Annotated in this window: 9 protein-coding genes and 2 pseudogenes; 6 read left to right on the top strand and 5 right to left on the bottom strand. The window is 38.0% G+C overall.

Going from position 1 to position 13,215, the window contains the following annotated elements; translation table 11 throughout:
• The first annotated feature begins 35 nt into the window (after nucleotides 1-35).
• Nucleotides 36-1,019 carry a formylglycine-generating enzyme family protein gene (locus E4O01_RS12565; protein ID WP_253692524.1) on the top strand — a complete coding sequence of 328 codons (984 nt, stop codon included), beginning with the start codon at nucleotides 36-38 and terminating at the stop codon, nucleotides 1,017-1,019.
• Between the two features lie 141 nt (nucleotides 1,020-1,160).
• Here the strand turns inward: E4O01_RS12565 and E4O01_RS12560 are convergent, their stop codons facing one another.
• The 3 genes and pseudogenes from E4O01_RS12560 to E4O01_RS12550 form a co-directional block, all read right to left on the bottom strand.
• Entirely contained in the window at nucleotides 1,161-1,766 is a 606-nt protein-coding gene (locus E4O01_RS12560) for a hypothetical protein (protein WP_253692523.1), read from the bottom strand.
• Nucleotides 1,767-1,911: 145 nt separating this feature from the next.
• Nucleotides 1,912-2,229 (bottom strand): annotated as a pseudogene (locus tag E4O01_RS12555) (CZB domain-containing protein); the annotation flags it as partial.
• Nucleotides 2,230-2,313: 84 nt separating this feature from the next.
• Nucleotides 2,314-4,404, bottom strand: a pseudogene (locus tag E4O01_RS12550) (methyl-accepting chemotaxis protein); the annotation flags it as partial.
• 388 nt (nucleotides 4,405-4,792) lie between these two features.
• Here E4O01_RS12550 and E4O01_RS12545 point away from each other — a divergent pair.
• Nucleotides 4,793-6,349, top strand: coding sequence for a hypothetical protein (locus tag E4O01_RS12545; RefSeq protein ID WP_253692522.1), 1,557 nt, complete (start codon nucleotides 4,793-4,795; stop codon nucleotides 6,347-6,349).
• 217 nt (nucleotides 6,350-6,566) lie between these two features.
• Here the strand turns inward: E4O01_RS12545 and ychF are convergent, their stop codons facing one another.
• A complete protein-coding gene (gene ychF, locus E4O01_RS12540; RefSeq protein WP_253692521.1) occupies nucleotides 6,567-7,673 on the bottom strand; it encodes a redox-regulated ATPase YchF in 1,107 nt (368 codons plus the stop codon).
• A 36-nt stretch (nucleotides 7,674-7,709) separates the two neighbouring features.
• The gene (gene sppA, locus E4O01_RS12535; RefSeq protein ID WP_253692520.1) at nucleotides 7,710-9,539 is read right to left on the bottom strand and encodes a signal peptide peptidase SppA; all 1,830 of its coding nucleotides are present in this window, start codon (nucleotides 9,537-9,539) and stop codon (nucleotides 7,710-7,712) included.
• 179 nt (nucleotides 9,540-9,718) lie between these two features.
• Between sppA and E4O01_RS12530 the strand changes: the two genes are divergently transcribed.
• Genes E4O01_RS12530 through E4O01_RS12515 form a run of 4 tightly spaced genes read left to right on the top strand, consistent with a single transcriptional unit; the run spans nucleotide 9,719 to nucleotide 13,200 of the window.
• On the top strand, nucleotides 9,719-10,471 hold the full coding sequence (locus E4O01_RS12530) for a hypothetical protein (protein WP_253692519.1): 753 nt from the start codon (nucleotides 9,719-9,721) through the stop codon (nucleotides 10,469-10,471).
• Nucleotides 10,446-11,288 (top strand): hypothetical protein, encoded by an 843-nt coding sequence (locus tag E4O01_RS12525; protein ID WP_253692518.1) that lies wholly within the window; start codon nucleotides 10,446-10,448, stop codon nucleotides 11,286-11,288. Before E4O01_RS12530 ends, E4O01_RS12525 begins: the two co-directional genes overlap by 26 nt.
• Nucleotides 11,285-11,974, top strand: a complete 690-nt coding sequence (locus E4O01_RS12520; protein ID WP_253692517.1) for an ABC transporter ATP-binding protein — start codon at nucleotides 11,285-11,287, stop codon at nucleotides 11,972-11,974. The genes E4O01_RS12525 and E4O01_RS12520 overlap by 4 nt, the downstream gene beginning before the upstream one ends.
• A 17-nt stretch (nucleotides 11,975-11,991) precedes the next feature.
• Nucleotides 11,992-13,200, top strand: coding sequence for an ABC transporter permease (locus tag E4O01_RS12515; protein WP_253692516.1), 1,209 nt, complete (start codon nucleotides 11,992-11,994; stop codon nucleotides 13,198-13,200).
• Nucleotides 13,201-13,215: the final 15 nt, after the last annotated feature.

Below are 13,215 nucleotides of genomic sequence, written 5' to 3'. Positions count from 1 at the left end.
TTTAGAAGATTCCCTGTTTTTAAGGAGATTTTTAAATGAATAAGTGTAAATTGAACTGTAATAAAAAGGCGGCGGGTATTTTTGCCGTGCTTTTTGCAGCGGTGCTTATAATAAGCGGCTGCCGTGTAAGTGCCGATAACCCTGCCGCTTCCGGCGGGGGGGGGCATAGCCAAGCCCCGTTTCAAGATACGGAATATACGGTAAAGGGCGTGCGTTTTATGATGAAACCCGTTGCCTCTGTAACCGGAGGTAATCTCGGAGCTGCTTCGGAGCAGGATAATAAGCCTCACACGGTAAATCTTTCCGACTATTATATTTCGGAAACAGAGGTAACGCAGGAGCTGTGGAAAGCGGTAATGAGTAAGAATCCCAGTCATTTTAAAAGCCTTCCGGGTGCGGAAAAACATCCTGCGGAAAAAATGACATGGTATGATTGTGCCGTATTTTGTAATGAACTTACCAAGCTGGCAGGTTTTACCGAAAACGACTGCGTATATTATACCGAAGACACTAATACCGTATACACAAAGACGGATGCAAAAGCCTCTAAAAAGGTACGTATGGACGCGGGTAAAAAAGGCTTTCGTCTACCGACCGAGGCTGAATGGGAATGGGCAGCTCTCGGCGGCACCTCGCATAAGTGGGCGGGTACCGATACGGAAGCAACGCTCGGTGAATATGCATGGTATAAAGCAAACGGCCATAACGAAACGCATCCTGTAAAGCAAAAAAAACCGAACGGCTACGGGCTTTACGACATGTCGGGTAATGTTTCGGAATGGTGCTGGGATAAGTATAAAGCTATAACCGGCGGAGATTTGGGCAGCGACCCGCAAGGCCCTTCGGATGCTTCTTTGAATAATCGAAGCCACAGAGGAGGCTCTTACCTTGAAAATGCTTCTCCGGGAGGTATTAATGTTACTTCCTGTCAAGTAGCGGCACGGATTTCAGGCAGTACAAATTTATTTCCGTCAGCAAGCGACCATTCGTTAGGACTGCGTATTGCCCGCAAAAGATAGGTAAAACGGTAACGTTTTACCTTAGACAAGGCTGTTTAAAAAAGGGGAATACTCCGTGCCGCAGAGCTGTATTTTCCGGTGTATGCGGTTTTCCTCTTGGTGCTTGCGGCGGTTTTAACCCCGATAGGCAAACTTAACCGGTCAAGACTTTTTTATTCGTGCAGAGGGTTTAATACCCGCCGTTTCTCGGCTACGCTCTGCGCCGGGGTATGTTGATTTGGCGAAGATGCCGAATATTCGCTTTTTTCGGAAAACTTGACGGGATATTATATTGTTTTTGCTTTTCCTGCAGGAATCCTTACCGATAAAACAGTCTTTAAGGCAAAGGCGGGCAGCTTGATGACGGTACACGGCAGATTCCGCCTGCCGCGGGTTTTCCGGCCGTCTTGCGGTACATGTTTTCCGTAGCTGCCGTTTTATAGCCGGGCAAACGCTGTTAGACGGCATACCTGACTTTGTTTTTTCGCGGTCAACGCTTTTTGTCGGCTTTATCACCCGGTTTTTAACACCTTTACAGTCCGCGGGGGAAGAAATGCCGTTCCGCGGTTGGGGCTTGCAGGTTGCCGCCCCTCCGTTTAAAAACAAAAAAACGGCATAGCCGCTGCCGATGGTGCTGTTATCGGTGCGTTTTCGCTTATTCACTATACTGTAAATATACGGGATTTTATCGAACTTTTTGGCTTTGCCCTGCTTTTGAGCGCACTCGTATACATTACCGGCGGTATGAAAGTTTTCGTTTCGGGACATTCAATGAATAATGTGTTTTTGGGGATTATGTCCGGCTTGACAGGTTGTCCGCCGCAGTTTGAGACCGGCGATATTGACACCGATCCTTCAATAGAAATGAAAAAAAGGCTCCGCCGATTTGGGGAGCCTTTTTTTATCAGACGCTTTAGCGCAAGCCCGTTTCATTTTTTAGGGCGGTTACGGCAGCGGCGATTTCGTTTGAAGCAGTGCTGAATGAACTTTCTGCGCTTAACATGGATTCTGCTTCATTAAAGCGTCCGTTATTGATTGCAAAGGCAACTTTACCTGCTTCCGCATGAAAGATTGCATGCTTCGCCAGACATTCTTTATATGAATACAGGTGACCGTATTTTGTTCTTGCCTCGCCATGAAGCCATTTGCCGAATTCGCATTCCGAATCTTTCGAAATGGTTTCGATATCAAGTTTTTCTTTTGTTGAGATTGCGGCCCTAAGCTTAACTTTCCAGTCTACATGTATCTTAACGGCATTGATAAGATTAATGCTTGTATCCTCTTTTTTATTTTTTAGAAGATTCATTTCTCCACTTATTTTGAATTTGCTTACTTCTTTAACAAGATTATCGATGCTTTGCTTATTCTTTTGGGTTATTACTGCAACTTCTTCCATTGCATTTCCTATATGGGAAGCTCCCTTTGCCATCTCATTCATACTGTCTGTTATGACATGAGTTAGTCCGTCAAGTTTGTTCATTTCTTCTGCGACCCCTTCCCCTCCCTTAAGCATTTCTTCCGAACCGGATTGAACTTCGGCGGTAATTCTGTTTATATCTTTGATTGCCGTCAGCACTTCTTGACTTCCATGCTGTTGTTCCTGCATTGCATTCATCAAAGTTGTACTCATTTGCTTTACTTGTTCGGATAGATTGAAGATAGCATTAAACTTTGACTCAGCAGTTTTTGCAGAATCCGATAATACTTCAATTTCGCCTGATAAATTTTTTAAGGTTGAGGTAATTGTTTTTCCTTGAGAACTCGATTCTTCTGCAAGTTTTCTTATTTCGTCGGCAACGACGGCAAACCCTTTTCCTGCTTCTCCTGCATGGGCTGCTTCAATGGCTGCATTCATAGCCAAAAGGTTTGTCTGACTTGCAATGTGCTGAATAACTGTTGAAGCTTCTAACAAACCGCCTGATTCTTCAGATATTTTTTGTGTTACCGTGTTTGCATTTGTAACGGTTTCTTTACCATCCGCAGTGGCCTCTGCAAGAGTTTTAATAACATTATCGGTTTTTCCAAGAGTGTTTGTTATGGAGCTTATGTTTGCTACCATTTCTTCAATGGCCGAAGACGATTCGGCAACGCTTGCAGCCTGACTTTCAATACTTCCGTTAAGTTGTTTTATTGTTCGAATTATTTCTTCTACTGTTGCAGCTGTTTCAGTTACACTTGCAGCTTGTGTCATTGCTTGCTGTTTTACTCCTTCAATATTAGCTCCTATTTGTTGTACGGAACTTGTGGTTTCATTCATATTGCTTGCAAGTTCAGAGGCTATGTTTTCCATTGTGGAAGTATTTAAACCTACTGTTTGTATGGATTCTTCTATTTTTTTTATTGTACGGTTAAAATAGTTGGATAGGTCTGTAATTTCATCATTTCCTCTGAGAGGAAGCCGTACCGTTAAGTCTCCTCCTCCTTGTGCAATGTCTTTTAAAGCTAAAACGGCACCATTAATCGGTTTTACAATGCGTAGAGCAACAATGAAGATTATAACGAAAGAACCTATTAAAATAATGAGACCCACTATATAAAGATAATTTTTTAATGTGTCGATTGTTCCCATAAATTCTTCTATTGGTGCCGAAATAATTACAGTCCAACCTGTTTCTTTGATATGAGCAAAAGAAGCTATTTCAAGGTCGCCTTCCCAATAAAAAGAGCCTATGGAAGGTTCTTTTTCGGATAGAGCCTTTGTTTCTAATGCTGCAATGCTTTCAAAGGCGGGATCTTTTTTTGCCTTATCCAGACTGGATTCGAGTTTTGAAACTATTTCCGTATCTTTATCGGCAATAGTTATTCCCTTTAATCCGATGATATAGCATCCGCCTGTTTTTCCTACAGTTATATCTTTTATGTCATTTGACAGTTTTAATCCATCTACTGCAGCTGCAAGAACGCCTACGATTTTTTGGTTATCATTGTATACGGGAACTGCAAATGCACTTATCAGGGAGCCGTCAGTTCTGGATATTATGGGCTCTGAAGCAAATCTTTTACCTGTAGATGATGTCTTGAACCATGCAAGATCTCCTACAAATATCTTTCTACCGCTGTTGGTGTAGCGGTTACCCTGTAAATCGGCTATATTCAACTCCAAAATAGACTTATTGAGTGCGCTTTGTTTCTCTAAATATTGCATTTTTTGAGCATATGGTACTTCCGGATCAGTTAAAACCGGAGATTTCGCAATACCTTCCAAAAATTGGAAAAAGGCATTTAATCTGCCGTCTATAATTTCAGCCGTATCCTTTGCCTTATCAATCAAGTGTTTTTCGGCTGTTTCTTTTACAGCTTTTTCGGCAATATTTACCGCTAACATTCCAAAAATAAAGAGTGCGATACTTACTAACAGTCCGAAAATAACGATTAGTTTATTACGGATAGAAAATCGTTTTTTCATAATGTTCTCCTTTTAAAACAGAATACTTTAATCCTACTTATAAATAATCGGCTTTTTATTATATTTATTTAATTTGACTTTTATATTTATGCCTCTGTTTTTCTTACAAAGAATGGACGAGCCTGTTATTTAGTGGTTTCAAGTAAAGATTCTAGAGGACTTTTATGAAGAAATAATGAATGATGCTAAAATTTGGAAACTAAAGCTGACGAATGCCTGTGAATTGATAGAAAGTGTTTTGAAAGAATGAAAAAAATCGGATTTCTTTATACATTCCAATAAAAAGGCGCTTAAAATATGGTATTTAAACCTATGTACTAACTACCATATTATCTTATTGTTCCTTTATCACTTTGAAAATTTACCTTAAATAGTATATAATGAAGCTATGAATCAGGATAGGGTTAAAGAAATTTTACTTGAGACGGCGGATACCGAGCTTGAGTTTTCGGTGGTTTTTACGGGCAAGAGCAGTAAAAAAGTAAACGGGCTTTATAAGCCGGACACGCACGAAATTATTCTTCACAATAAGAATTTTGCAAACGATAATGAACTTATTTACACGGCGGTGCATGAATATACCCACCACAAGCAGTGCGAAAAAGAGGGCGGGTTTTATTCGACACGGGTGCACAGCCCTAAGTTTTGGACTCTTTTTCACAACCTTCTAGCTGAAGCCGAAAAGAAGGGTTTTTATAAGATTACGCTTGAAGAGTCGCCGGAACTTTTGGAATTAACCGATGAGATTCGGCAGGTCATAATGGTAGAAGACGGCCGCCTTATGAAAGAACTCGGCCGCCTGCTTGGAAAGGCCCGTCCGCTTTGTAAAAAAGCGGGAGTAAGATACGAGGATTATGTTGACAGGGTTCTTTGTCTTCCTAGAGCCTCTGCGACTGCTCTCGAAAAAATAAGTGCTTATAATGTAAATCCGGAAATAGGCTATGAGGCTATGAAGCTTGTTGCCAATATAGGTAATCCTGAAAAAAGAGCCGAGGCTGAGGAAATGTTCTTAAATAAGACCAGTCCTGCAACTGTACGGGGTAAAATTTCGGCAAAAAAAGAAGAAGATCCTCGCCGAACCCTAGAAAAAGAAAAACGGCGGCTGGAAAAAACTATCTTGAGCCTTCAAGCTCGGCTTGAAACTGTTGAAAGCCGGCTTGCAAATATGCCGATAAGCCCTTTTATAATCGCTGTGATTTTTTCGATATTTACATCTCTGCCTATAATTGCTCAAAACTCAAATCCGATTCCCATTCCGTCTGTGCCGCCGATCCCGGAAATACCGGCCATACCTAAGCCGAACACTGTAAGCCCTGCAATTCCTCAAGCTCCGTCAGCCCCTGAATTTTTTAAAATAGATAATCAGCCCAAAAATGAAAAAGTCTTGACAAAAAAAAGATTAAGTCCGGCCGAAATGATAGAGCGGTTAAACTCAAGCCAAGACGGCGCCTTTGCAAAAAGGCTTATGAGTACCCTCATCGAAAATGACGATCAGGGCTTCGATGTTCTAAATAAAATTATAGAAGAACTTTCAAAAAATGATGTACAAAAATTTCCGGTACAGACAGGAAGCGGCAAAAACAAAGAAGGTCTTTTGATAAGAACCTTTAATTTTAACGGAAAAAATATGTTGGGAGAATTCGGATCCTTTGCCGTATCCTATGTAACCCCCGATAAAAGTTTTTTTCTTGCAGCGGAATCAAAGGCTGCGGCAACAGGGCAAAAAAACGGAGAGCGGCTGTATATTTTTGCAAAACGGAACATAACCGGAACCTACAAGCTCTTTGTAGAAATAGACCAAGACACAAAAAATCATAACTCACTGTTTTTTAAGTTTTTTAAGAATTCTCCCTTTGAAGCAAAATTGGACCAAAATATTTTACTTTCTCAAATAAAGACGGACAAATTTGATTTGGATGCGGTATTTGATCTAGCTTCAAATTAAGCAAAAATTACGTTTGGATTGAAAAAAAGATGATGAAGGTATAAAAAAGAAGACCCACTCAAAAGGAGGATAATGAGTGAGTCTAGTGAAAAACAGTGTGTATCGTTTGTGTGTGGCCTGAGTATACTTGAAATATATAAAAATGTCAAGTATTTTTATAAAAATTTATTGTTTTTTTTATATAATTTTAAGTTAAAAATAATCTGCCTGCCGAAAATTAAACATTGAATTTGAAGAACATAATATCTCCGTCGTTGACTACATAAGCCTTTCCTTCTTGGCGGTAACGTCCTGCTTCTTTTATCTTTTGTTCACTGCCGTATTTTACGAAGTCTTCAAAACTATATACTTCTGCTTTTATAAATCCTTTTTCAAAGTCGGTATGGATAACTCCGGCAGCCTTTGGAGCTGTATCGCCTGCATGAATTGTCCATGCGCGGCATTCGTCTTCTCCAGCTGTAAAGAAGGTTCTAAGCCCTATCAAATGATAGGCAGCTCTTGCAAGCTGTGAAAGTCCCGATTCTTCTAAACCTGCTTCTTCCAAAAAGCTTAATCGTTCTTCTTCACTTTCCAAATCGGCTAATTCGGCTTCGAATTTTCCACAAATTACAACGGTATCGGCTCCCTCGGATTCTGCAATTTTTTTGACGGCAGTTACATAAGGGTTATCTTTGCATGCCTCAGTTTCATCTATATTACAGACGTACATTTGGGGCTTCATCGTAATTAGGTGAGTATCATAGATTGCAGCTTTTTCTTCATCGCTTAGGCTGGCAAGACGGGCTCCTTTTCCTTCCTGCAAGAGGGGGCGGATTTTTTCGATAGCCCGCATTACGACAGCAGCTTCTTTTTGGGCTTCCTTGCCCATACGGCTTGCTCTTTCGGCCCGCTCAGCTCTTTTATCCAAACTTGCAAGGTCGGCAAGAGCAAGCTCGATATTTATGGTTTCGATATCGGAAGCGGGGTCTACCTTTCCTGCAACGTGTTCGATGTCGTCATTATCAAAACAGCGTACAACGTGGGCGATAACTCCGACCTCTCTTATGTGAGATAAAAACTGGTTGCCTAAACCTTCTCCTTTTGAGGCTCCCTTTACGAGACCTGCAATATCCACAAATTCTACGGTTGCAGGAATTACTTTTTTAGGGTTAAAATGTTCTGCCAATTTTTTTAAACGGGCATCGGGTAAACTTACAATTCCCACATTGGGGTTTATTGTACAAAACGGATAATTTGCAACTTCAGCAGGTGCACTTGTAAGAGCCGAGAATATAGTAGATTTTCCTACGTTGGGTAGTCCGACAATTCCGCAATTTATAGCCATATCTTTCCTCCGAAAAAATTCTTTATTATTACAGACTTAGTTTTCCCAAATGAGGTATTCGGGACTGTAAACATAGATGCCTTTTTTTGATTTTAAATTTAAAAATTCCGTGAAGGCCTTGATGTCTGCAAAATTCATCTGCGAAAGTGTTGAAGCGTTAAGATCTTCTAAAATGCCTTTCATTACGGCTTCAGTAAAAGGCAGGGGCTTTTTTATTTCCTTTACGGAATATTTCTCTTTTATGTTTGCAAGTTCTGCTGCATGTTTTACTGCTTCATCCAAGGAGCCGAGAGCATCTACCAATTTTAAATTTAAGGCTTGCTCACCCGAATAGACTCGTCCTCCGGCTAATTCTGCAACGGTGTTTTCGGGAAGGCTTCTGCCTCTTGCTACCGTCTCGATAAAGGTTTTATATATGTGCATAACTTCAAGCTGCCGCACTTCTTTTTCTTCCGGCGATGGATCTTCTAAGAGGGAATACGAAGGCTTTTGACCGGAATAAACCAAATCGCTTGTTATGCCGAGGTGTTTTTTTACGGCGTCCTTAAAAGATGGGGCTGTAGCCAATACACCGATTGAGCCCGTAATTGTGTAGGGGCTTGCAAAAATATAATCGGCTGAAGAAGAAATCCAATAGGCGCCTGAGGCAGCAACGGAACCCATCGAAACTACAACCGGTTTTCCTGAGGCCTTGGCTCTTTCAACAGCTCGTCTGATTTCTTCGGAAGCAAATACCTCTCCTCCGCCTGAATTGACTCGCAAGACAATGGCTTTTACGGTCGGGTCATCTTGGGCCATATCAAAAAGATCGACTATTTTGTAGCTTACAGCTGCCTCGTCTATAGGACCTGTACTTACTGAAGTAATTGCACCGTTTACATGAATAATTCCTATCGAATTTTGAGAAGGCAATTCCATAAAATTTGCATTATACGAATTATAGTCTATTGTGTTTACATTTACCGAAAAGGTTTTACTGTCGGCAAAGCCTATGTTTGCAGCAAATTCATCAACTGAGGCTATGTCCGTAATAAAGCCTTCTTCTAAAGCCGCTTTTGCTCCATTGCCGTTATATTTTTTTATAATTGAATTATTTTTTTCGGCAAAGGTTTTGATTTTTTCGGGAGATATATTTCTGTTGGAGGCGATATCCGAGGTGTATTTATCCCACAAGTTATCGAACATGGATTTTAGATTAGTTCTTACATTTTGAGAAAGAGCATCTCTGGAATAGGTTTCGGCCATGCCCTTGTAGGCCCCGGCCTGTATTACATTCCACTTAATGCCGAATTTTTCTTCCAACCCTTTAAAAAATACCGGGCGGGAAGCAAAGCCTGCAAAGGAGATTTCTCCTAAGGGGTCAATTCCGATGCGGTCGGCATAGGATGCCAAAAAATAAGACGGAATGGAATAGGTTACGGCATAGGCGTATATCTTTTTACCGGAGTTTTTAAAAGTTTCTAAAGCTTTTCCCAACTCGCTTAAATGTCCTGATGAAAGACCTGCCAGCTCTGAAAAGTCCAAGTAAAGGCTTGTTATGCGCCTATCAAATGCAGCGTTTTTTATGGCCTTTACAAGGTCTGAAACGAGTATGACTGATTTTTTACCGATTCCGGGAATACCGGCAGAAAAAATATCCGCTTCCTTTTCTGTAAGAATACCGGAAGGGTTTATGCATAATACGGCCTCGCTCGGCACACGGGTAATGGTTTTTGCATTAGAAGGGATTGTTCCCATAACTCCTAAAAAACTAAAAAAGAAAAAGAAGAAAATGATGTTTATTATTATCAGACGTAAAATATTTATTCCTCTAAAAAGCGCTCTAAAAAAACTCGGGCCCTTTCTTTGTTCTTGATTTTCCTGCATATTTATCTCCTAAAATAAAATTGAGGCGAATATCATAGCAAAAAAACGCTTTTTTTTCAACTAAGAGCAATTTTAGCGATTTTAGAAATTTATTATGACAAATGTCATAATAAAAATGATTCCCTGCACTTCACTTTTTGTTAAAAAAAATATAATCTATAAGAAATCGGAGGGTGATTATGAAAACAAAATTAATCTTTTTTTTGCTCCTTACATTCAATCTTAGTTTAAGCTCGCAAGAAATTTATGATAATTTTTATAAATTCAAAGCCGAACTGTATAATACGGCTTCAGAAAAAATGGAAATTTCTATTGCGGAATATCGAGAAAAGACCGAAAAAATGCAAATATCTGAAGAAGAAAAACTGACTCTCGAAAATTTTTTGGTTTTAGAAGAGTTGAATGTTTTGAATAGAGACAATAGCAACAAGAAAAAAATATTTTTAAAGTTGAAAACTCAAAACGATAAAAGCACCGCTTTTATGCAAGGGAAAAAGAATTCGCAGGCCGGTAAGTGGTTTTTACTCAGCTGGGCAGATATTAAATCACAGTACATAGGCTTTTTATCCGGACAGGATGTTTATAAGGAAGCCAATGATACAAAATTGCTTTATGTTGATGCCTTAAAAAAAGATAAAAAATTTGCTCCGGCAAGTATATCCTACGGATTGTGGATGTTCTTTGCTCCTCCTATAGCCGGCGGCGGATATGAAAATTCTTTAAAGGAATTTTCAAAGGCTGTATCAAATGCAAAAAACAATTATGAAAAATACTTGGCCCTTATTTTCAGATCGCAGGTTTATTTTGCACTTGAAAATGAAGCTTCATCCAAAAAAGATTTAAAGGCCGCAGCCGGATTGATAGCCGATGAGAATTTCAGTTTAGTGGTTGAGGAGTTAAATAAAAATGATCAAATATTCTTTAAAAAATAGAACACATAAATTAACATCGATTTTTTTTCTTTTTATCGGGTTTTCATTTTTTTGTTTTGCACAAGACATTTCCGTAAATCCGTCAGATCCGGATAAGACAAAAATCTTTAGTTTAGATGAGTGCGATTCTCTTTTTAGCGAATATTATAGAAATAGCAGCATCAGCGATGAAGATTTGAAAATTTTAATAGACGGAATAGGTTCTCTTACGGATTCTTTGGAAAAAATTCTTTTAGAAAATAAAAAGATGAGAGATATAAAAAAACAAAATGAACTTCTAATCTTATATCTTGAACATGCCGAAATTCTTTCGACAATTTATAATTACGGCGGAATGAATCATCAAGGTAAACTGATAAAAAAAATAGATAAAGATTTAAAAAGATTTTTAAAATTATCCGGTTTGGAAGGTGAAGTATATTTAAAGTATGCAGATTACCTCTATACAAAACTTCCGCTTCCCGAAACAAAACGGTTTAACACAATCTTAACCCTTCCGGTTTTATATAGAATGGCTCTTTTAAAAGATAAAAATAATAAGGCCGCTTTTGTAAAACTATCTTGCTGGCAGATTGCGGCTGCCGATGAAACCACATCTAATTTTAATTCTCAAATCAAATCGACGGAAGAATATATTGAAGAATTAAATGAGGTTGATAAATTTAATGCCTATATATGGTATTCTATATTTTACATGAAAACATATGATACAAAAAAAGGCTGGTATCATTTTTATAAGGCAAAAAATATTTTCCCTGATCACCCGCTTGTTTCATTGCTTTATGAAAATTATAAAAAAGGAATCTTAATTTTATGATAAACGCTGAACTTAAAGTTAAAAACTTATATAAAACTTACAGTATTAACACAAAAAAAATTGAAGTTACAAAAAATATTTCGTTTAGTGCCGAACAAGGAAGTATGATTTGGATTTACGGTAATTCCGGGGCAGGGAAGTCCACATTTTTAAATCTAATTACAGGAATAGATTATCCCGATTCGGGAGAAATAGAATGGGGCGATAAGAATATAAATAAAATGAATAACGGCGGAAGAGCTAAGTTCAGGCTTGAAAACTGCGGACTTATTTTTCAATTTTTTGAATTGATAAAATCTCAAACCATTTTTGATAATGCTTCCATACCTTTAAAAATTCAAAAAAAATCAAAAAAAGAAATAAAAGAAAGACTCATGCCTTTGTTTGAATGTTTTGATTTAAAAGATTTGATTTATAAAAAACCCAATGAACTTTCAGGCGGAGAAAAACAAAGAGTTTCGATAGTCAGAGCTCTTTCCTGCAATCCTAAATATATTCTTGCGGATGAAATAACTTCTTCACTTGATTCGGATAGGTCAAATCAAGTTTATGAATATTTGCGTAAATACTTAAAAGAAAAAAGCGGAGTAGGAATTTTTGTTTCGCATGATCCTATTATAAAAAATTATGCGGATAAGATTTATAAAATGGTCAGCGGTTCATTGAATGAAGCTTCAGGGGAATAAAACTTTTTGGAGGAAAAATGTTTTTAATAAAAAGTGCTTGGGATAATATTAAGTTTCACAAAAAAAGAAGCATCCTTTCCATATTATTAATTGCAATTGCTTCTGCTGCAATCTTATTATACAGAGGATTTGTAGAATATTCAGAGCAAGGAATGGCTATAGGCTTTATACAAGAATCGGGGCATATTCAAGCTGCGGTTAAAGATTTTTGGGATAAAAAAAATACGGCAGATTTAATACTTACATCTAAAGATTTGAATAAACTTAAAAATGTTTTTGATAAAATGCCCGAAATAGAAAATTTCGATTCTGTTCTAAATTTTCAAGGGATAATAGGCACGGAAAATTCTTCTTCAATATTTTGGGGTTCAGGATATGATGAGCCGCACTCTTTAGGAGCAACCGAAGGGGTTCCTGTTTTTGAAGGAGACAATACCCTTGTTCTTGGAAAAGGTTTATTTAAATCTCTCGGTTTGAATTTGGAAAATAATAATTATGTAAATATAATGTCGTCTATGGGAGAAGAAGGGATTGCAGCAGGTTCTTTCGAAGTTTCAGGAAATATAGATACAGGAGTTCCTCAAAATGATGCAGGTTTTTTAATTGCTTCCCGAAAAGATATTCTCGAATTTTTCGGTATGCCCGATACGGCTTCATATATAAGATTGTACTTAAAAAATGATAAGGATGTTGAAAAAGTTGAAAGCAAATTAAATTCTATTTTTAAAGAGAATAATTTAAATTTTGAAGTTAGAAACTGGAAAACGCTTAATCCTTCATGGCAGCAGATAAGTAATTTGTTTAATGTACAGTTTACCGTAATAAGCGGAATCTTGTGTGTGTTAATTTTTGTGGCTCTGACACAAAGTCTTTCGGCAAGTTTTATGGAAAGGATAGGCGAATTCGGCACAATGGAAGCCATCGGCTTAAAAAAATCTTTGCTTATTTTGGTTTTAATTTTAGAAGTATGTATTTTATCTCTTGCAGGGACTATCGGAGGCATTTTGTTATCGCAAGCAGGAAATATTATTACTCAAACCTTTGATATAAAAATGAATCCTCCGGGCTCAACTTCTTATTACTTATTAAATTTTTTTATTACAGCTGAAGCAGTAATCAAAACTCAAATCTTTATATTCTTTACGGCTCTAATTTCGGTTATATATCCGATTTATACTATTAAAAAACATAGCAGTATAAAACTTATAAACTATAATATAAGTTAGTCAAAGGAGTTATCA

The organism is Treponema sp. OMZ 790 (genome assembly GCF_024181285.1).
Classification (GTDB): domain Bacteria; phylum Spirochaetota; class Spirochaetia; order Treponematales; family Treponemataceae; genus Treponema_B.
Note: the sequence above shows the minus strand (reverse complement) of the source record. Positions and strands in the feature narration are given on the sequence as shown.